This is a genomic window from Pseudomonadota bacterium (assembly GCA_037200975.1).
Lineage (GTDB): Bacteria > Pseudomonadota > Gammaproteobacteria > Steroidobacterales > Steroidobacteraceae > CADEED01.
In genome coordinates, this window is record JBBCGI010000001.1 from 1620014 (window position 1) to 1639401 (window position 19388).

Below are 19388 nucleotides of genomic sequence, written 5' to 3' on the forward strand. Positions count from 1 at the left end.
CAAGCCAAGCGCCGATGCGACATTAACCATAAAAACCAGCGATATGCCGACCAGTTCCGCGCCGCAACGACGCACTAAAAGTCCTACGTTTCCCAGCTTTCGGGCAGAATAAGTAGCATCCCAGTCAAGGAGTTCTCCATGCAGACCGAGTTCGCGCGCGTCCAGATGATCACGCAGCAGATTCGCGCGTGGGATGTGCTCGACGATCGCGTGCTCGATGCCATGCGTCGCACGCCGCGTGAATTTTTCGTCCCCGAGAAATACGCCGAAGTCGCCTTCGCGGACACCGACATCCCGCTGCGCAGCGGCCAGCACATGCTGGCGCCGAAAATTGTCGGCCGGCTCCTGCAGGCATTGGCCGCCGCTCCCGGAATGCGCGCGCTGGTGGTCGGTTGCGGCACCGGTTACGTGCCGGCGTGCCTCTCGGCGATGGGCGCGAGTGTCCGCGCCATCGAAATCCATGCGGACCTTGCGGCGGCCGCCCGCAGCAATCTCAAGCGCGCGGGGTTTGGCCAGGTCGACGTGGTCACGGGTGACACTTTCAACTTGGAACTGGGTAAGGACTATGCGCTCATTGCGGTATGTGGCGCCCTTCCCTTGTACGACGAACGCTTTGCCCGCGCGTTAGCAGTGGATGGCAAGTTGTTCGTGGTCGTCGGCGAAAAGCAGCCGCAGGAAGCGCTACTGGTTACGCGGACCTCCGCGGAAAGCTGGAGCAGTGCCGGTCTGTTCGAAACGGCGATCGACGCGCTCGAGAATGCGCGCCGGCCCGAACCATTTCAGTTCTGAACCGGCCGGGGTGCCAGATGGTTCGCGAGATTTCTGTCACAGAGCTCAAGGCGCGGCGCGATCGCGGCGAGAAGCCGCTGGTCATCGACGTTCGCGAAACCTGGGAACTGCAACTTGCGAGCATCCCGGACGTCGTACATCTGCCCATGAACGAGCTGCCGGGGAGGCTTGCGGAGCTCTCGCGGGACACCGAGACGATCGTCATGTGCCACGCGGGTGGCCGGTCGATGAGAGTGGCGCATTTTCTTACGAACCAAGGATTTACCAACGTCGCCAACCTATCCGGCGGAATATCTGCCTGGAGCGAGTCGGTCGATGCAACCGTTCCCCAGTACTGAAACGTCTAAGTTTTTTCACCGCGTGCATTGCCTTGACCCATCGGGCAGGTGATATAGTGAACTACAACACTAAAGAGGACTCTTATTAATGCGTCGTTTACTTGCCCTGGGCCTGGGATGCCTGGCTACCGTCTGCGCCTCTGGCGAAGATCTGCTCACGATTTTTGATCAGGCCGTGATCAACGACCCGCTGGTGCGCGAAGCGGAGTACACGCGCAAGGCGACCCGCGAGATCCGCCCGCAGGCGTGGGCGGCTTATCTGCCGCAGATCGCCGGGCAGTGGAGCAAAAGCCGCGACGAAGGCAACGGCACCAGCACGTCGCAGCGCCTGATCGATGATCCCACCGCCCCGCCGGGAACCGATCCGTTACCCCAGACCATCTTCACGCAGACGGGCAGCGGCAATTCCACCACCGACAGCACCAGCTGGTCGGTGAACCTGCGCCAGAGCATTTTCAACTGGGGCCAGCTCGCCGGGCTGCACCAGGCCGGCAAGTACGTCGCGCAGGCGGATGCCGATTACGGCGTGGCGCAGCAGGATCTCGCGCTGCGTGTCTCCACTGCGTACTTCAACGTGCTCGCCGCACTGGACAACGTGCAGGCACAGCAGGCCTCGCTCGACGCGATCTCGCGCCAGCTCGAACAGGCGGACAAGCGGTTCGAGGTCGGTCTCATCGCCATTACCGATGTGCAGGAAGCGCGCGCCGCGCGCGATACCTCCGCCGCGGACCTGATTGCGGCCAAACGTCAGCTCGCGACCTCGCAGGAACTCCTGCGCGAGATCACGGACATGCAGTACGCCGTGCTCGCGACGCCGCGTGGCACGATGCCCCTCGCCATTCCCGAACCGGCCGATCCGCAGAAGTGGGTCGAGGCATCGATGGAGCAGAACTTGGCGCTCACATCGAGCCGACTCGGCGCCGACATCGCGCGCGATGACGTGCGCGTGCAGTTCGCCGGCCACATGCCGCAGGTCGACCTGGTCGTCGGAAAATCGCATTTCGAGCAGGACGAGGACAACGATTTTCCGGCCGTGCCCGGATTTCCGAACGGCGGCACATTGACCTCCAACCAGGACGGCGACACCGACAAGTCGATTTCCCTGCAGGTCACGGTGCCCATCTGGTCGAGCGGCGGAACGTCGTCGCGCGTGCGCCAGTCATCGTACCGCTGGCAGGCCGCCAAGCAGCGCGTCGAGCGTGTGTCGCGCGAAACCGAACGCTCCGCGCGCGATGCGTATCTGGGCGTCGTGTCGGAGATCTCGCGCGTGCAGGCGCTCAAGCAGGCCCTGGAATCTTCGGCCACGGCGTTGCGCGCCACCGAGGCCGGTTATGACGTGGGTACCCGCACCGCGGTCGACGTGCTGGCCGCGCGCCGCACGCTGGTCGCGGCGCAGACTGCGTATTCGCGCAGCCGCTACGACTACATGATCAACATCCTCACGCTCAAGCAGGCCGCCGGCATCCTCGACCGCAAGGCGCTCGAAGACGTGAACGCCTGGCTCGAAGCGCCACCGCCGCCGCAGAATCCGCCGACGGTGGATCCGGCGACGCCGGCTGCCCAGTAGCTAGGGCAGCAGCGGCTCGAGGAAACGCATCAGGCGTCCCACGGCGCCGCGATTCTCCTCGATGACTTTCCTGCCGTCCGCACCCATCTGGGTGCGGGCGATGGGATCGGCCAGCAGGCCGCCGATCGCGGCCGCCAGCTCCGCGGCATCGTGCACGATACGCACGGCACCGCGTTCGACCAGCCGCCGGGAGATATCCGCGGCGTTGAAGGTATTCGGCCCGCTCAGGGTGGGCAGTCCCAGCGACAGCGGTTCGAGCAGGTTGTGTCCGCCGATGGGCACGAGACTGCCGCCGACGAAGGCCACATCCGCAGCCGCGTAGAAACCCAGCAGCTCACCCAGCGTATCGACCAGGTACACCTCGGTGTCCTCGGCGATCGCAGCGCCGCTGGTGAATGTCACGAACTTCAGTCCCTGGTCTTTCAAGGCCTCCGCGACCTCCGCGAATCGCGGCGGATGGCGCGGCACGAGCACCAGCAATGTTTGCGGATGGCGTGTACGCAGCATGCGATGCGCCGCGATGACTACGTCTTCTTCGCGCGCGTGGGTGCTGCCGGCCACCCACACGGGGCGGTCCGCCCCTAACAAGCGACGGTTTGCCGCGCCTTTCGCCTCGATGTTGGCCGGGTGGCTGTAATCGAACTTGATGTTGCCGACCACGTGGGTGTGTTCGGGATTGGCGCCAATGGAGCGGAACCGTTCGGCATCGGCCGGACTCTGCGCGGCGATGAAGATGCCGTGCGACAGCGTCTCGCGGAACAGGCCCACCAACCGGCGATAACTCTTCACCGAACGTGGCGAGATGCGTGCGCTCGCGAGCACCAGCGGCACGCCGAGCCGCCCGCAACGGTGATAGAGGTTCGGCCATATCTCCGTCTCGAGGATGACCGCGAGTTGCGGCTGAACCCGATCGAAGAAGCGTCGCACCGACCCCGGCAGATCGATGGGCACGTAACGGACCTCGACGCGTGCGCCGAAGAGGAACTGCGCCCGTGCGCGCCCGGTCGGCGTCACCGTAGTCAGCACCAGCGGGATGTGTGGGAAGCGCTTGAGCAATGCCTCGACGAGCGGCACGGCGGCCTGCACTTCGCCCACGGAAACCGCGTGCACCCAGATGCTGCGGCCCGCCACCGTCGGCCCGAAGCCGAAACGCTGCGAGAAACCTTTCCAGTGGCTGCGGTCGCGGAACCCGCGCAGCGCCAACGCACCGGCCACGATGGGCGCGATCAGATAGGCGATGCAGGTGTAGAAGAAACGCACGCGGACTACGCGAGATCCGACTGCGGCAGCCCCGCTGACTCGCGATAACCGGCCAGCAACGAATGCCAATCCTCGTCCGTGAAGCTCTGCGGCGCCGCCAGCAGCGTCACCTTTTCGAGCGATCGATACAGCCGCACGAGCGTGGTGTCGGCCCACCAGCCGCGTTTGCGCAGCTCGCCACGGTCGAAGTCGATCAGGTACACCTGCTCGGGAGTGAGCAGGATGTTGTGCGCATTCAGATCGGCGTGATGGACGCCGGCGTCGTGAAAGCGCCGGATGCAGCGGCCCACCGCGATCCACTGCGTGAACGACAGCGGCCCCTTGAGGAGCCGCGCGGCCAGCGATTCGCTGTTCTCGATGCGCTGGGTGATGAGGTCCGCGCGATAGAAAAGCCCGCGCCGCTGATAACGCGCCGCGATGGGCACCGGCACGGGCAGGCCGGCGCGATGCAGGTGATAAGTGAGATACCACTCGGCGAACGAACGCGTTTCTGCTTCGCCGCCCCACAGGTAGACGTCCTTTGAAACTTTTGCCATCAAGCCGCCGCGACGGTAGTGACGCAGCACGAAGCTCGAATCGCCGGTGCGGATGAACCACGTGGTGCCGCGGCCGCGGGCCGTGCCCTCGATGGAATCGTGTTGGCGCCAGTATTCCGGCTCGAAAAAATCCACCGAGAAATTGCTCGTGCGTTGGGTGTCGTATAGCATCCGGCCGCCATCGAAGGCGGCTTCGCTGACTTCCGCGCCCACGGGCCAGTGACGCCTCATCCCCTCACTTCCACGGATTCATGCGTGCAGGCCATTCCATATTCGCTGGCCACCGCGCCGGAAAAAGTCTGCCTGCTGCGGCTCTCCGCCATCGGCGACACCTGCCACGTCGTGCCGCTGCTGCGCAGCTTGCAGGACGCGTGGCCGCGCACCCGCTTCACGTGGGTGATAGGCAAACTCGAAGCGAAATTGATGAGCCTCATTCCGGATGTGGAGCTTATCACCGTGGACAAGGGCGCCGGCTTCCCGGCGTTCGGCCGGTTGCGAACGGAGATGCGGCGCCGTGGCAGCTTCGACCTGCTGCTGCACCTGCAGCTGTCGATCCGCGCCAGCGCCAGCGCCGCGCTGATCCGCGCGCCGGTCAAACTGGGTTTCGATAAACCGCGCGCGCGCGAGCTGCAGTGGTTGTTCACGAATGCGCGCATCGCGCAGCGCCGGCGCGAACACGTACTGGATAGTTTCCTGGGGTTCGCCGACACGTTCAGCGTGCCGCACAAACGCGTGCGCTGGGATATCCCGTTGCCGGCCGAATCGCTCGCGTACGCCGAACATCTCATCCCCGACTCGCAACCCACTCTGGTGATCAGCGCATGTTCGAGCCATCGCGCGCGCAACTGGCTGCCGGAACGCTACGCCGCGGTGGCCGATCACGCGGCAAACAAACACGGCATGCGGATCGTCCTGTGCGGCGGCCCGAGCGCGCTCGAACGCGAGATGGCGCAGGCGATCGCGAAACACGCCACCGTGCCGCTCGTCGACCAGGTGGGCCGCGACACGCTGCCGCAGCTGCTGGCGCTGCTGGCGCGCGCGACCGTGCTGGTCACGCCGGATTCCGGTCCCGCGCACATGGCGACCATGGTCGACACGCCGGTCATCGGCCTGTATGCCGCGACGAATCCCGCGCGCAGCGGTCCGTATCTCTCGCGCCGCTGGTGCGTGGACGCTTACGAAGCCGCCGCGCGAAAGTTTCTCGGCAAGTCCCCGGATGAACTGCCGTGGACGAAGAAGATCGAGCTGCCCGGTGTCATGGAACTGATCGAAGTCGCCGCCGTCACCGCGAAGCTCGATGAGCTGTTAGCCTTGGGTGAAGAGGCCCGACTCCCATGAAAGACATCCTGGTTCCGATCTCTCCCGGTGAATTGCTCGACAAGATCACCATCCTGCGCATCAAGGCGGCACGCATGAGCGACGCCGCCAAGGTCGCAAACGTCAAACACGAGTTGGCGCTGCTCGAGAAGACCTGGCGCGAATCGGGCGCCGCGGCCGTGGATCTCGGCGCGGAGGAAGCCAACCTCACGCGCGTCAACGAAGCCCTGTGGGTGATCGAGGACGACATCCGCGACGAAGAACACGCACGGCGCTTCGGCGAGAAGTTCATCGAACTCGCACGCGCGGTGTACGTCACCAACGACGAACGCGCCGCAATCAAGAAACGCATCAACACCTTGTTAGGCTCGACCATCGTCGAAGAGAAGTCGTACAAGCAGTACCAGTAGGGTGCCGGGTGGGGAAAGCGGGGAGACAGCAAACGTGACCACGAGCCGACGACAGGTGCTTGCCCTGACCGCCGCCGCGGCGGCTTACGCAGCGATGCGCCCAACGCGCCTGTTCGCGGCCGAAGCCACCGCCGGCCTCAAACCCATGACCGCCGATGTCACGCCGATCGCACGCGCCGAATATCTCGCGCGCATCGACAAGGCCCGCAAACTCATGGGGCAACACGGCATCGGCGCGCTGCTCATAGAACCCGGCGCCTCGCTCATCTATTTCACCGGCATCGAATGGTGGCGCAGCGAGCGGCTCACCGCCGCCATCCTGCCGCGCGACGGCGACCTCGCGATCGTCACGCCGCACTTCGAGGAGCCTTCAGTCCACGAAAGCCTCAAGGTGCCGGCGGACATTCGTGTCTGGCAGGAAGACCAGGATCCCCTGCAGACCGTGGCCGGCATCCTGCGCGATCGCAAGGTCACTGCCCCCATCGGCATGGAAGAGACGGTGCGTTACTTCGCCGTCGACGGGCTGCGTCGCGCCATGCCAGGCGTGAAAATCGTCAACGGCGCGCCGGTCGTGCGCGGTTGCCGCATGGTCAAATCCGCGGCCGAACTGGCGCTGATGCAGAAGGCCTCCGACATCACGATCGCCGCCTATCGGCACACCGCGCCGCGCATCGAACGCGGCATGAGCCCGAAGGACATCGGCGACATGATGGATTCCGCGCATGCCGCGCTCGGGGGCTCACCCGAGTTCGCGCTCATCTTGCTGGGCGAGGCCAGCGCGTATCCGCATGGCTCCAGCCAGCCGCAGCAGGTACGCGACGGCGAGGTCGTGTTGATGGACTGCGGCTGCACCGTCCAGGGATATCAATCCGACATCTCGCGCACCTTCGTGTTCGGCGAGGCGAACGCCGGGCAGCGCAAGGTCTGGGGCCAGATGCATGCGTTGCAGCGTATCGGCAACGACACCGCGCGCGTCGGCCTGCCCGCGGGCAAGGTCGATGACGCCGTCCGCGCGCAGCTCGAGCAATGGGGTTACGGGCCGGGCTACAAACTACCCGGCACCTCGCACCGCACCGGCCACGGCATCGGCCTCGACGGGCACGAGCCGGTCAACCTGGTGCACGGCGAAACGACGCCGCTGGCGGAAGGCATGTGTTTCTCGAACGAACCGGGGATCTATCTACCGGGAAAGTTCGGCATCCGGCTCGAGGATTGTTTCCACATGGGGGCGGAGAAACCCATCTGGTTCTCGACGCCACCAACGTCGATCGATCGTCCGTTCGGGTAAGCGCGAAGGCATCCCGTCGTGGCCGTGTCGCGAGGACCGGCCCGGGGGCCTTCATCTGCTCAACGTGTACTCGGCGCTGCAATACGGGCACTTGGCCCAGCCCGTCTCCTCGATCGCCAGATAAACGCGCGGGTGGGAATTCCACAGATACATCTCCGGCATCGGGCACGCGAGCGGCAGATCGCTGGCGTCCACTTTGTATTCGTTCTGCGCGTTGGGCTGGATGAGCGGTTTGGCGGCTGGCATGGGCGCGGATTATAGGGCCTCACTCGCCCATCGTCGCGTTCCAGATCGCCGTCACTGCCGCCCGCGGCGCGGTGAATTCCCCCGCGTCGACCACGGGTTCCGCCTGTTCGAGCGACAGGTGGTGCGAACGTTCGCGGTATTTCCGATAGGCGTCCGTCAGCACATCGACCGTCAGCTGGGGCACCAGGTCGGCGGACGCCACCGATTCGAGCTGCCTTATCGTATCGGCGAACATCACCACCGGTGGATGCGTGCCCGCGTGCAGCAGCGCCCAGTACTGCGCGAGGAATTCGATGTCGGCGGTGCCGCCAGGATCCTGCTTGATGTCGAACTTCCCCGACCCGGGCCGCGCGCGGCTCAGTTCCTTGCGCATGCGCAAACGCATGTCCTTCACCTCGGTGCGCAAGGTATCCCGCCGGACGAATCGCATGAGCACGTCGACGCGCACCCGTTCGAACTCGGCGCGCAGCTGCGCATCACCCGCCACCGCGCGCGCATGCAGCAGCGCCTGGTGTTCCCAGGTCCAGGCTTCCTTTTCCTGGTACTCGGCGAACGCGCCGACACGCGTGATCAACATGCCGCCCTTGCCGGAAGGCCGCAACCGCACGTCCACTTCGTAGAGCCGGCCGGCGGCCGAATGCATGGTTAGCAGGTGTATCGCGCGCTGCGCGAAGCGGATGAAGAACACCTGGTTGTCGACGGGTTTGGCCGCATCGGTTTCGGCGCCTTCGGTGCCGGAATCGTGCAGGAACACCAGGTCGAGGTCGGACGCATACCCGAGTTCGTTGCCGCCTAACTTCCCGTAGCCGACGGCGCAGATCCTGACGGCACGCCGCACCGGTGCCGCGCCGCTTTTGTCCAGGTAGTGAGGCACGCCAAACTGCGCGGTGATCTGCGTCCAGGCGAGCCGCATCGCCTGCTCGACGATGATCTCGGCGATCTCGGTCAGGTAGTCGCTGACCCGCATCAGCGGGATCCGCGCGGTCAGGTCGGCGGTCGCCACGCGGAAGATCGCCGCGCGCTGGAACTGCCGCAGCATCTCGACCTGGCGTTCGGGCTCGTCTTCGGACAGGTGCGCGATGCGCGCCGCGACCTCGGTTTCGAGCTCGGCGCGCGGCGGCGGCAGGCCGATCGCGGCATCGTCGAGCAGCTCGTCGAGCAGCAAGGGATGCGAGGCGATCTGGGCGGACAGGAATTCGCCCAGGGCGGCAAGCTCGACCAGCCGCCGGCGCACCTGCACATTTTCATTGAGCAGCGCGAAATACGCGGAGCGAGAGCCGATGGCCTCGAGCACCTTGAGCACGCGGCGCAGCACATCTGCCTGCGAGGAGGGTTCATCGGATTGCAGATCGGCGATCGCGGCTAACAATCTTGGCAGCAACGTGTCGAGCCGCGCACGGCCCGGCGCATCCAGCCGGCGCACCGTTGCCGACGCCCGGAACTCGGCCAGCATGCCCGCGACCCTGGCCGGATCGCGGAAGCCGCGCGCCGACAGCGCGCTGCCGAAGGTCTCCACGTCGGCGCCGCGCACCCACGCCTCGACGATGCCGCTCACGCCCGGCACCTCGGCGCTCGCGGCCGCGTTGCGCGCAAACATGACTTCCTGGAACGCATGCGTGACCCGGCCACGATGCAGATCGAGCTCGGCGGCGCAGGTTTCCCAGTCGTGGAAGCCCATCGCGAGCGCGATGCGTTCGCGCGTGAGCGAGTCCGCCGGCACGGTGTGGGTTTGCGCGTCGGCCAGCATCTGCAGCCGGTTCTCCAGGCGCCGCAGGAATAGATAGGCCGCTTCGAGCTGCTGTGCCACACGCGCCGGCAGCAGCTTGCCGCCGGCCAGCGCCGGCAACACCGTCAGCAACGACGGCGTCTGCATGCGGCGATCCTGGCCGCCGCGGATGAGCTGGAACGCCTGCACGATGAATTCGATCTCGCGGATGCCGCCGGGGCCGAGCTTCACGTGTTCCGCCAGGTCGCGCCGCGCCACTTCCTTTTCGATGAGGCCCTTCATCTCGCGCAGCGATTCGAACACGCCGAAATCGAGATAACGCCGGTACACGAACGGCCGCACGGTTTCCGACTGGATGAGCCGGTACGCGTCGATGCCGGTGATGGCACGCGCCTTGATCCAGGCGTATCGCTCCCAGTCACGGCCGTGCGTCTGCAGGTAGTCGTCGAGGAAGGCGCCGCTCACGGCGAGCGGTCCGCTGTCGCCGAATGGGCGCAGGCGCATGTCGACGCGGAATACGAAGCCGTCGGCCGTCCGTTCGCCCAGCAGGCGGATCACGAGCCTGCCCAGGCGCGTGAAGAAATCCTCGTTGTCGATCGCGCGAGGTCCGGCCGTCGTTCCCTTCTCCGGAAACACGAAGATGAGATCGATATCGGAGGAGAAGTTGAGCTCCCCCCCACCTAGTTTGCCCATCCCGAGCACGATGAACGCCTGGAACTCGCCGGCGAGGCTGCGCGGCTCGCCGTAGATACGTGACAGATCCTGCATGGCGTGGTCGACCGCGGCGGCAATTGCGGCATCGGCAAAGGCGCTGGTGTCGGCGAGCGTTTCGACGAGCGGCGCGAAGCCCGCCAGGTCGCGCCAGGCGATACGTATCATTTCCCTCTCACGCTGCCGGCGCAGCGCGGTCATGACGCCTTCCTGGTCCGGGGCGCTGGTCAGTGCCGCTGCAAGCCGCCTGGCCATGTCGCCCGGCGCCAGTACCGAACACGACCGCGCATCGTCAATCAGCCATTTGGCCAGGGATGGATCGCGGGCCAGGCTCGTACAGACGAAATCGCTGGCGGCCAGCACCGCCGGCAGGGAAGCGCGTAGTTCGGAGGATGAGTCGAGCAGCGCCAACGCGCCGGATTCGCGCACGCGTATCAGTTGCTGCTCGCAGTAGACGGAGAGTTCCGGTGTCACCGGCGCGCACTTTACTCGAAATACCGCTTGCAGACGGCGCGCAACGGCCTACGATTCTCCGCATGAAAACCCCCATCGCAGCGCTTGCCGGCGCCGCCGCTCTCACGCTTCTCGGCGCCTGCGCCAGACAAGAACAGGTGCGTGAGATCGACTGGGCGAAGGCCGCGCTGGCGCGCAATCCCGCCTTCGAAATCATCGCGACGGATGACTCGGCCGGGGTTTTCACGGTGCGCGATACCGTCACGGGCACCGTTCACACGCTGCGCCTCGAAGATCTGATCGCGACGCCATTGCCGGCGAAGTCGGCAAGCACACCCGCAGCGCCGGCGCCCATGCTCGGCGGCACGAGCGCCGCGGAATCCGAACCGTCGACCGTAGCATCCGCCGGAGCGCCCGCCGATCAAATTACCGAAGACGCCGAGCCGGTGCCGCCCAGCCATGGCAAGGCGGTCTCCGAAGGTCCGGGGTTCAGCATTTCGCGCGGTGGCGATCGGACTGTTGCGGGCAACGAAGCTGCGCTCGAGGGCCCGGGCTACAGCATCACGCGGAATGAACCCATGAAGGGTATGGGCGCCTCCCATGCCGAAGCGGTCGCATCGAACGTGGAAAAACGTACCGACCCCATCATCTGCCAGGGCGACCGGCTCATGCGCATCGACGGCGAAACCATCGAATTCACGGGCGACGCGCTCATCGTCGAGAAAGGCTGCGATCTGTACATCAGCAACACCAACATCCGCGCCGGCGGCGTGGGCATCATCGCGCGCCAGGCGCGCGTACACATCGTGAACAGCAGCATCGGCGGCACGCGTGGCTCCTACGAAGCGTCCGAAGGCGCCGAGATCTACGTGGCGCGCTCGACGTTCACCGGCGTCGGCCGGCGCTTCGACTCCGCCACGATGAACGACCTCGGCGGCAACGCCTACCAAACGCATTAAAGGGGACATGCCTATTTTCCCTCCCGGAAAATAGGCATGTCCCCTTTTAGTCTGTAGTTAGAGGTTGTAGATGACTTATTGCATCGGCGTCCAGGTCGACGAAGGCCTGGTATTCCTGTCCGACTCGCGCACCAATGCCGGCGTCGATCACGTCAGCACCTTCCGCAAGATGACCTTCTTCGAGATGCCGGGCGAGCGCGTCATCGTGCTGCTGTCGGCCGGCAATCTCGCCGTGAGCCAGTCGGTCACCGGGCTGCTGCGCGAACGCGTCACGCAGGCCAAGAACAGCCTGCTCACCGCGCGCACGCTGGCCGATGCCGCGCGCCTGGTGGGTGATGCGGTGCGCGACGTGTACACGCGCGACGCCGCGCCGCTCAAGGAGCACGGCATCGAGTTCAACCCCACGTTCATCATCGGTGGGCAGATCGGCGGCGAAGCGCCGCGCCTGTTCCACGTCTATTCGGCTGGCAATTTCATCGAGACCACCGCCGACACGCGTTACTTCCAGATCGGCGAATCCAAGTACGGCAAGCCCATCATCGATCGGGTGGTCAAAGCCGACACTTCGCTCGCCGCGGTGGCCAAGTGCGCGCTCATATCGATGGATTCCACCATCCGCTCCAATCTATCCGTCGGCATGCCGCTCGACCTCGCCATCGTGCGCCACGACGCCCTGCAGATTTCGTTGCATCGAAGCATCGGCGCCGACGACGCCTATTTCAAAGTGATCCGTGACGGCTGGGGCGAGTCGTTACGTAATGCGTTTCACGCGTTGCCGGACCCCTCGATCCCCTGACGAGCGCCGAAGGGTTCGAAACTGGGACATGACACCGTGCGGCGCGCACGTTTCGGCGCGACGCTGTTTCTTTCGCCCAAATTCAGGCGTAGCTTGATCGCCCATGAGGGTCGGGCCGACAAACCGTCGCATGGCACTACAGGCGCTGCTCGCGCTGGGCGGGGGCCTCTGTTCCCGCGACCTGTTCGCCGAACCCAACATCGGCTCGCGCATTCCCCGCACTCCCGAAGATCTTTCCGGCGCACTGGGCGATCCCGAACCCTTGTTTGCCGCGCCCACGCGACTCGACCGCATCGGCCGCGTGATGACGCACGTCATGGTCAACGGCAAGGGTCCATTCCGCTTCGTCATCGATACGGGCGCCAGCCGCTCGACGCTCGCGCCCCATCTAGCAAAAGCGTTGAATCTGTCGCCGTCCGTCGGCCGCAACGTCATGTTGAACGGCGTCACGGGCGCCGCCGAAGTCTTCACGGTGCCGGTCGACAGCATCGAGATCGGCGCGCTGCGTTTCGAGAAGCAGGACCTGCCGGTGATCTTCACCTCGATCATGGGCAATGCCGACGGCATCCTCGGCGTCGCGGGCTTCCAGGATCAACGCATCGACGTCGACTTCAAGCGTGACCGCGTCAGCGTGCTCGAATCGAACGGCAAACGTCCGCACTACAGCATGGTCACCGCGCGCGCCGAACGGAACGACAACGGCCTGATGATCGTCGACATACGCGTCGGCCGCCGCATCAAAGCCAAAGCCGTCATCGACACCGGTGCGGAGCGCACGCTCGGCAACCTCGCGTTGCAGCGGGAAATGAATAAGAACCGCCGCAAGAAACGCGAGGTGGTTTCGGCGGTGGTCCACGGCGCCACTCCGGACATCACCGACGGTGACGTGCAGGAGATCAAGGAAGCGACCATGGGGGACATGACGCTCACCAACATGGAAGTCATCTTCGCCGATTTCCACGTGTTCAAACTCTGGCGATTACATGAGCAGCCCGCCATGCTCATCGGCATGGACATGATCGGCGTGCTCGACCGGCTGGTCATCGACTACCGCCGCAACGAAGTGAGCATGTACGGCGAGCGGTCGGCCTCGCGCATCGTCCAGCGCTGACCCCCGCTACACCAGCACGAATTTTCCGAGGGGACGCACACCGCCGTTGAGCAGCGCGTCCACCCGATGCACTCCCGCGTAGTGCTTGCGCGTGGTGAGCTGCTGCAGCGTTATCTTCTTCGACAGGACGACGTGCCCACGCGGCGGCAGGTCCACCGCCCGGAGCTTGAAAGTCTTCGCACCGGTGCCGCGCGACTTCACGAAGTGCACCACGAGATCCGCCATCACGCGTTGCCGTTTCGCCGCTTTGTTGACCAGCTCGAACGACACGCTGACGCTGCCGCCGATCGTCACGCGCGCGGGCGCGATCGAAACTTGGCGCACGCCCACATCCGCCTTCGCACCGTAACCCAGCGCCGCGAGCGCGCCCGCATCCGCCCGTTTCACCGCCGAACGCAGCGCGTGCCTGACTATCCACTGCCGTTCGGCACTCGCGCCCCGCAACCAGCGTTTCGCGACTGTAGTCAGGATCTTCGGGTGATCCTTGCCGATGTCGTTGAGGTTGTTGGCCACCGAGCGCCGCACGTACAACGCCGGATCGTCCTTGAGCAATTCGAGCAGCTCGAGCACCGGCCGCGGGTCTTGCTGAAACGCCCGCAGCCGCGCCGCCCATGGCAATCGCGGCCGCGTGCCTTCGGAAACCAGCCGGCGCACGTGTTCGCTCGGATCGGTCGCCCATTGCCGCAGGCGCGCCAGCGTTCGCGCGGGATGTTTCTCGAGAAACGCTCGGATGCTGAATTCCGCGGTGAACAACTGCGTCAGCGCGTGTTGCGCGCGCATTGATTCTTCGAAGTGATCCAGTCCAAACCGCGCGACGAACAGCAGATGCGGCATGAAGAGGAATGAACCCATGCCGCCGCGGTAGTCGTGCGCCTGCGTGGCCGAGGCCAGCAGGATAACCACCGCCTTTGGGTAATCCTGCGGCAGGTGTTTGTGCAGCGCGGCCGCGATGTGGGAACCGCGGGCCGTCAGCGACAGCGGCGCGTAGCCGGCCAGCGCGTCGTGCAGAAATACTTTTTCCGGAAACGCCGGATGCACCGCGACGATCATTTTTGCGATCGCGCGCGGCACTTCTTTCCCGTACTGTTCCCTGAGTTCGGTGGCCATCGCGCCCTACAGGAAGTTGTTAGGCCAGATCATCGAGCGCCACATGTGCGCCACCGGCGAGCCGTCGAACCCCAGGCCCTCCGCCGGCTGCCGGAAATTCCGCCCGATGATGTCCACGAACATGGCGGGATCGATTTCCGGCCCCGGCTCGAACGCGTACTTGTCGAACATCGTCACCAGTCGCGACGTCATGTACCAGCGGTGCGCCCGTGCCTCTTCATGCGCCCGGCGGATGTATTCGGGCGGCTGATAGTCCGCGCCGAAGTAGCGCCGGTACGCTTCCGGGTATTCGTACCCTACGGATTCGTCGGCGAAATATCGCAGCGGCTGGTGGTAGCGCACCGCCCAGGCGACCTCCTCGCTCACGTACGGCGCGATCAGCTGCGCGCTCCAGTAGCCGTGGTCGCAACGCACCAGGGCGCCGTTCGAGATGTCATGCAGGAAACAGGCGATGACTATCTTCTCGTCCTGGCCCGCTTCGAGGGCCAGCTTCGCGGAGAGATAGTGGTGACGGCGCGAGATCGACCCGAATCGCAGCCGGAAAAAATCGAGCAGCGTGGGTTTTTCCGGCATGCGCGGCAGCGCCGGGTTGTCGCCCATCATGAAGACCGCGCCATTCTGCATGGCCTCGAACAGCTCGGGTTCGATGTCGGCGGCACCCGTGCCCAATGTGCCGATCGCGGACGGCAGGATCAGCCGCTTGCGGCCCGCCTGGGGGAAATCATCAGCCGGTTCGTTCACTGCCGCGCGGTCGCGAGTCTCAGGCCCAGCGCGATGAACATGACGCCCGCGATCTTGCCGAGCACGTTCGCCATCGACGGGCGCCGCAGGAAGGCGCCGCGCAAATGCGCAGCGCCGATCGCCAGGACGACGCACCACACCACGCCGAGTGCCACGAACGACAGTCCGAGCGCGAGGAACGCGCCCACCTTGTTAGTGCTACCCGCGGTGATGAACTGCGGCATCAGCGCGAGGAAGAACAACGCCACCTTGGGATTGAGCAGATTGGACAACACACCCTGGCGGAATGCCGCCCACTGCCCATCGCCGGCCGCCACGCCCTGCCCGCCCGGCAGTCCGCTCGCGCGGCTCCACAAGGCGCGCACGCCGATGTAGACGAGATACGCGGCGCCCGCAAACTTCACCGCCATGAACGCGTATGGCGACGTCGCGAGGAGCGCCGAAAGGCCAAGCGCGGCCGCGAAGGTGTGGATCACGCTGCCGGCGCTGATGCCCAGCGCCGCGGCGATTCCGGCGGCGCGGCCACCCGAGAGGCTGCGTCCCAGAATGAAAAACGTGTCCTGGCCAGGCGTGATGACGAGGACGATGGCGGTCGCGAGGAACCACCCGTAGTGATGAATGCCGAGCATGGGCGGCACTGTGCAACGCGGCCCCCACGATTGGCAAACAAGCTTTTCTGGGCCTGCGAAAGCGCGCGGTGGCACTTCGAGCTCACATCCAAAAGTCAGAAAAGACCTGGATTTCGCCTCGAACGAGTGGGTTCTCCATTCAAGTGAGCGCGGCCGCGCGGTTGTTCCCGTCGCCAGCGTACCGGTGGGCCCTCCGGCTCCGCGGGCATTCGGCTAGACTCCGGCAGCTTTTTCTCCAATTGCTCCGAGGATTCGTAGCCATGCCGCACAACCCGCGCCGTCAGTTCCTCGCCCAGACCGCCGCCCTCGCCGCCGCCCCGCTCTTTTCGAGCGTAGTGTCCGGGCAAGCGCCCGCACGCAAGCTGGGAGTCGCGCTGGTGGGGCTGGGAAGTCTCTCCACTGGCCAGATCGCGCCTGCGTTGCTCAAGACACGCAATTGCCGGCTGGCGGGCATCGTCAGCGGCTCGCCCGCGAAAGCGGCCGAGTGGAAGCAGAAATACAACCTGCCCGACAACAACGTCTACGACTACAAGACGATGGGCCGCATGGCCGACAACAAGGACATCGACATCGTCTACGTCGTGACGCCGAACTCCCTGCATCTCGAACACGCATTGGCAGCCGCGGCCGCCGGCAAACACGTGTTCTGCGAGAAGCCGATGGAGATCACCGTCGAGCGCTGCCAGCAGATGATCGACGCGGTGAAGAAGGCTGGCAAGATGCTCGGCGTCGGTTATCGCTGCCAGTTCGAGCCTAACCACCTGGAATGCGTGCGGCTGGCGCGCGAGAAAGTGCTCGGCGACGTCAAGGTGATCGACGCGAATTTCGGTTTTGCGATCGGCGATCCGACCCAGTGGCGTCTGAAACGCGAGCTCGCGGGCGGCGGCGCGCTGATGGATGTCGGCATCTACTGTCTGCAGACCACCCGCATGCTGACCGGCGAAGATCCGATCTGGATCAGCGCCGCCGAGGTCAAGACCGACCCGGTGAAGTTCAAGGAAGTGGATGAAACCATCACCTGGCAGACCAAGTTCCCCGGCGGCGTGGTCACGCAATGCGTGAGCACCTATGCGGCGAACGGCCTCGCGGGCTTCCGCGCGGCGACCACGCGTGGCTCGTTCGGCCTGGAGCCGGCGTATTTCTACAGCGGCAATCGTGGCCGGCGCAGCGACGGCCCCGAGATCAATTTTCCGCTCACCGACCAGTTCGCGACGGAGCTCGATGACTTCGCGGACTGCATCATCAACAAGCGCCCGACGAAGGTGCCGGGCGAGATGGGCCTGCAGGATGTGAAGTACCTGATGGCTATCTACGAGTCCATCAAGAAACGCCGGCCGGTCTCGCTGGTTTGAAGTAGTAAGTCGGTGCCGGGTGAGACTTGGCTGCGCCCGCATGCGGGCGCAGCCAAGTCTCACCCGGCACCGACTTACCGACTTACTTCACCGCGATCTCGAACGGCGTCACGGGCAATCCCGCGCCGTCATAGAGATTGCACAGCGGGCTGTCGGCCCAGCAGAAACGCACGCGAGCAGGCGCCGGCACATCCCCGGCGTCGAGCGTCACGCTTCCGCCGCCAGACAAACGCGCCGACACGAACTGGCAGGATCCCTCGGCCGCCCCGCACAACTCGAAAGCGCTCGGGTCTTTCGCGTTGTACACGGTGAGCGCGCCTTCGAAATCGCCAAACGTCACGACGACGTTGCCGCCATCGCGACGCGCGGATTTCGGCTGCGCGCCGGACGCGGACAACGACTCGCCGAACACCACGTGGCGCGCCGCGCGCGCCAGCCGGCGCCCCACTTCCTGTTTGTTGGTCGGGTGCACGTCATCGCGATTGCCGATGTCGTAGGTAACGACCAGCCCGGCATTCCCATCGGCTTCGACCGCACGACGCTCGGCGTCCCGCGTCAGCGCCCAACCACTCTCGACCGGCGTCTTCGCCATCGGACCGTAATTGGCGAGTTGCACCACGAGGAACGGCAGCGGCGTATCGAACTGCTTGCGCCAGTCCGCCATCAGCGCGCGCAGCTGCGATTCATAACGTTTCCCTTCGGGTACGGAAGTATTCGATTCTCCCTGGTACCAGGCCACGCCGCGCACGCCGAATTTTCTGAGCGGCGCGATCATCGCGTTGTACAACATGCTGTTGCCCGCGGTCGGCTCCCAGGGCGCGCGCGGCGGATTTGTGACACCCGCGGGCGCGATCTGGTACTCCCAGCCGCGCAACGGAATGCTGGTGCCGTCCGCGAACTGCAGCGCGCGTTTTTCGGCCGTGCCGTACATGCCGCCGCTGGCGTAGGTGTCGAGCGCGTTGACGACGACCAGGTTCTCGCCCGCCTTCAGTAGTTTGGCCGGCACGGGATACTTGCGGTCGCCGCCCGCGCTGCTGCCGATCGCGCGCCCGTTGACCCAGGTGAGGTCGACCTCATCGATCGGGCCCAGCGACAACGTCGCCCCGAGCTTCGCCTGCGCGGCCGAGAGCCTGACCCGCGTGCGATACCAGACGATGCCGTCGTAGGCCGCCAGTGCCGGCACGCCCCAGCTCTCCCACGGCGTCAACTCCGCGGGCGCCGCGCGCCACTCGGCGCCATCTGCCTTGTTCGCCAGCCAGGGTTGTTTGCCCTTGGGTGTCGACGGCAGCGCCAGCCACCATTTCTGCCAGACTTCGCCCCACTGCGCGGCGGCGCGCGTCTGATCGCTGCGGTACTCGCCCAGCACGTCGAGCGAGGTTTCATATCCACCGGCTGCGCGTAACGCGCTCTCGCTGATCCAGGTTTCGATCTTCGATCCGCCCCAGGCGGAGACGATCATCCCCTGCGGAACATGAGTCCGCGCTTCGAGCTCGCGCGCGAAGAAATAACAGGTAGCGGAAGAATCCTGGGTCGTGTCCGGCGAGGCGACTTTCCATTCCGCCTTGTCGAGCGACGCAAGAATCGTGGTGCTGCTGACGTTCGCCACCTTGAGCTCGCGAATGGCGCCGTTGGCCGACGCGGCAATTTCCGCGCGCGAATTGAGCACGCCGCGCACCGAGAACGCCATGTTCGACTGGCCCGAGCACAACCACACGTCGCCTACCAGCACATCGTCGGCGTTCTGTGCCGCCGTGTCAGTGCGCGCGGACAAAGTGAACGGCCCGCCAGCCCGTTGGGCCGGCAATTTCAGCGCCCAGCGGCCTTGCGCATCGGCCCGGGCGGTCTGCGTCGCATCCGCCAGCGTGACAGTGACGCTGTCGCCGGCATTTGCGTGACCCCAGACTTCGATGGGCCGATCGCGTTGCAGGACCGCGTGATCGGTGAACAAAGCGTCCATGAGTGTCGCGTCGGCACGCGCATTGTTCATCGCCGTAGCCGCGAGGCCTGCCCATGCCAGCCGCGCGGCGATTCGCTGTAACATCTTCCACCCCT

18 protein-coding genes are annotated in these 19388 nt (G+C 65.4%); 10 read left to right on the forward strand and 8 right to left on the reverse strand.

The features are described from left to right. Positions 1–138: 138 nt before the first annotated feature. From WDO72_07210 to WDO72_07220, 3 genes are all read left to right on the forward strand, one after another. Positions 139–789 carry a protein-L-isoaspartate O-methyltransferase gene (locus WDO72_07210; GenBank protein MEJ0085451.1) on the forward strand — a complete coding sequence of 217 codons (651 nt, stop codon included), beginning with the start codon at positions 139–141 and terminating at the stop codon, positions 787–789. 17 nt (positions 790–806) lie between these two features. Further along, positions 807–1127, forward strand: a complete 321-nt coding sequence (locus tag WDO72_07215) for a rhodanese-like domain-containing protein (protein MEJ0085452.1) — start codon at positions 807–809, stop codon at positions 1125–1127. 88 nt (positions 1128–1215) lie between these two features. Then, positions 1216–2694, forward strand: coding sequence for a TolC family outer membrane protein (locus WDO72_07220; protein MEJ0085453.1), 1479 nt, complete (start codon positions 1216–1218; stop codon positions 2692–2694). Here WDO72_07220 and waaA read toward each other — a convergent pair whose 3' ends face one another. Both waaA and WDO72_07230 read right to left on the reverse strand, forming a co-directional pair. Next, positions 2695–3954 carry a lipid IV(A) 3-deoxy-D-manno-octulosonic acid transferase gene (waaA, locus tag WDO72_07225; GenBank protein MEJ0085454.1) on the reverse strand — a complete coding sequence of 420 codons (1260 nt, stop codon included), beginning with the start codon at positions 3952–3954 and terminating at the stop codon, positions 2695–2697. A 5-nt stretch (positions 3955–3959) separates the two neighbouring features. Then, positions 3960–4721 carry a 3-deoxy-D-manno-octulosonic acid kinase gene (locus tag WDO72_07230; GenBank protein MEJ0085455.1) on the reverse strand — a complete coding sequence of 254 codons (762 nt, stop codon included), beginning with the start codon at positions 4719–4721 and terminating at the stop codon, positions 3960–3962. A gap of 24 nt (positions 4722–4745) precedes the next feature. Between WDO72_07230 and WDO72_07235 the strand changes: the two genes are divergently transcribed. The 3 genes from WDO72_07235 to WDO72_07245 all read left to right on the forward strand — a co-directional run bounded on the left by WDO72_07235 (position 4746) and on the right by WDO72_07245 (position 7505). Next, positions 4746–5828, forward strand: a complete 1083-nt coding sequence (locus WDO72_07235) for a glycosyltransferase family 9 protein (GenBank protein MEJ0085456.1) — start codon at positions 4746–4748, stop codon at positions 5826–5828. Then, a complete protein-coding gene (locus WDO72_07240) occupies positions 5825–6217 on the forward strand; it encodes a DUF6165 family protein (protein ID MEJ0085457.1) in 393 nt (130 codons plus the stop codon). The genes WDO72_07235 and WDO72_07240 overlap by 4 nt, the downstream gene beginning before the upstream one ends. A gap of 94 nt (positions 6218–6311) precedes the next feature. Beyond that, a complete protein-coding gene (locus WDO72_07245) occupies positions 6312–7505 on the forward strand; it encodes a Xaa-Pro peptidase family protein (protein ID MEJ0085458.1) in 1194 nt (397 codons plus the stop codon). 51 nt (positions 7506–7556) lie between these two features. Here WDO72_07245 and WDO72_07250 read toward each other — a convergent pair whose 3' ends face one another. Both WDO72_07250 and glnE read right to left on the reverse strand, forming a co-directional pair. Further along, complete coding sequence (locus WDO72_07250) at positions 7557–7751, reverse strand: zinc-finger domain-containing protein (protein MEJ0085459.1); 195 nt, start codon at positions 7749–7751, stop codon at positions 7557–7559. A 19-nt stretch (positions 7752–7770) separates the two neighbouring features. Next, positions 7771–10662, reverse strand: coding sequence for a bifunctional [glutamate--ammonia ligase]-adenylyl-L-tyrosine phosphorylase/[glutamate--ammonia-ligase] adenylyltransferase (gene glnE, locus WDO72_07255; protein MEJ0085460.1), 2892 nt, complete (start codon positions 10660–10662; stop codon positions 7771–7773). 62 nt (positions 10663–10724) lie between these two features. Here glnE and WDO72_07260 point away from each other — a divergent pair, with 62 nt between their 5' ends. From WDO72_07260 to WDO72_07270, 3 genes are all read left to right on the forward strand, one after another. Beyond that, positions 10725–11600 (forward strand): hypothetical protein, encoded by an 876-nt coding sequence (locus tag WDO72_07260; protein MEJ0085461.1) that lies wholly within the window; start codon positions 10725–10727, stop codon positions 11598–11600. Between the two features lie 70 nt (positions 11601–11670). Continuing rightward, positions 11671–12396 carry a proteasome-type protease gene (locus WDO72_07265; protein ID MEJ0085462.1) on the forward strand — a complete coding sequence of 242 codons (726 nt, stop codon included), beginning with the start codon at positions 11671–11673 and terminating at the stop codon, positions 12394–12396. Between the two features lie 130 nt (positions 12397–12526). Then, on the forward strand, positions 12527–13507 hold the full coding sequence (locus WDO72_07270; protein ID MEJ0085463.1) for an aspartyl protease family protein: 981 nt from the start codon (positions 12527–12529) through the stop codon (positions 13505–13507). A 6-nt stretch (positions 13508–13513) separates the two neighbouring features. On the opposite strand, the gene WDO72_07275 is transcribed toward WDO72_07270, so the two are convergent. The 3 genes from WDO72_07275 to WDO72_07285 are packed head-to-tail and all read right to left on the reverse strand — an operon-like array spanning position 13514 to position 15984. Beyond that, entirely contained in the window at positions 13514–14614 is a 1101-nt protein-coding gene (locus WDO72_07275; protein ID MEJ0085464.1) for a DNA alkylation repair protein, read from the reverse strand. Positions 14615–14620: 6 nt separating this feature from the next. Next, entirely contained in the window at positions 14621–15355 is a 735-nt protein-coding gene (locus WDO72_07280) for a hypothetical protein (protein MEJ0085465.1), read from the reverse strand. After that, on the reverse strand, positions 15352–15984 hold the full coding sequence (locus WDO72_07285) for a LysE family translocator (GenBank protein MEJ0085466.1): 633 nt from the start codon (positions 15982–15984) through the stop codon (positions 15352–15354). The genes WDO72_07280 and WDO72_07285 overlap by 4 nt, the downstream gene beginning before the upstream one ends. Positions 15985–16244: 260 nt before the next feature. On the opposite strand from WDO72_07285, the gene WDO72_07290 reads away from it, so the two are divergent. Then, positions 16245–17336 (forward strand): Gfo/Idh/MocA family oxidoreductase, encoded by a 1092-nt coding sequence (locus WDO72_07290; protein ID MEJ0085467.1) that lies wholly within the window; start codon positions 16245–16247, stop codon positions 17334–17336. An 82-nt stretch (positions 17337–17418) separates the two neighbouring features. Here the strand turns inward: WDO72_07290 and WDO72_07295 are convergent, their stop codons facing one another. Then, positions 17419–19377 carry a sialate O-acetylesterase gene (locus WDO72_07295; GenBank protein MEJ0085468.1) on the reverse strand — a complete coding sequence of 653 codons (1959 nt, stop codon included), beginning with the start codon at positions 19375–19377 and terminating at the stop codon, positions 17419–17421. Positions 19378–19388: the final 11 nt, after the last annotated feature.

Coding starts and splice junctions, on each gene's coding strand:
- WDO72_07260 (MEJ0085461.1), top strand. CDS start 10,725: ATGAAAACCCCCATCGCAGCGCTTGCCGGCGCCGCCGCTCTCACGCTT.
- WDO72_07265 (MEJ0085462.1), top strand. CDS start 11,671: ATGACTTATTGCATCGGCGTCCAGGTCGACGAAGGCCTGGTATTCCTG.
- WDO72_07290 (MEJ0085467.1), top strand. CDS start 16,245: ATGCCGCACAACCCGCGCCGTCAGTTCCTCGCCCAGACCGCCGCCCTC.
- WDO72_07250 (MEJ0085459.1), bottom strand. CDS start 7,751: ATGCCAGCCGCCAAACCGCTCATCCAGCCCAACGCGCAGAACGAATAC.
- WDO72_07270 (MEJ0085463.1), top strand. CDS start 12,527: ATGGCACTACAGGCGCTGCTCGCGCTGGGCGGGGGCCTCTGTTCCCGC.
- WDO72_07240 (MEJ0085457.1), top strand. CDS start 5,825: ATGAAAGACATCCTGGTTCCGATCTCTCCCGGTGAATTGCTCGACAAG.
- WDO72_07295 (MEJ0085468.1), bottom strand. CDS start 19,377: ATGTTACAGCGAATCGCCGCGCGGCTGGCATGGGCAGGCCTCGCGGCT.
- WDO72_07245 (MEJ0085458.1), top strand. CDS start 6,312: ATGCGCCCAACGCGCCTGTTCGCGGCCGAAGCCACCGCCGGCCTCAAA.
- WDO72_07220 (MEJ0085453.1), top strand. CDS start 1,216: ATGCGTCGTTTACTTGCCCTGGGCCTGGGATGCCTGGCTACCGTCTGC.
- WDO72_07285 (MEJ0085466.1), bottom strand. CDS start 15,984: ATGCTCGGCATTCATCACTACGGGTGGTTCCTCGCGACCGCCATCGTC.
- WDO72_07275 (MEJ0085464.1), bottom strand. CDS start 14,614: ATGGCCACCGAACTCAGGGAACAGTACGGGAAAGAAGTGCCGCGCGCG.
- WDO72_07230 (MEJ0085455.1), bottom strand. CDS start 4,721: ATGAGGCGTCACTGGCCCGTGGGCGCGGAAGTCAGCGAAGCCGCCTTC.
- WDO72_07215 (MEJ0085452.1), top strand. CDS start 807: ATGGTTCGCGAGATTTCTGTCACAGAGCTCAAGGCGCGGCGCGATCGC.
- WDO72_07210 (MEJ0085451.1), top strand. CDS start 139: ATGCAGACCGAGTTCGCGCGCGTCCAGATGATCACGCAGCAGATTCGC.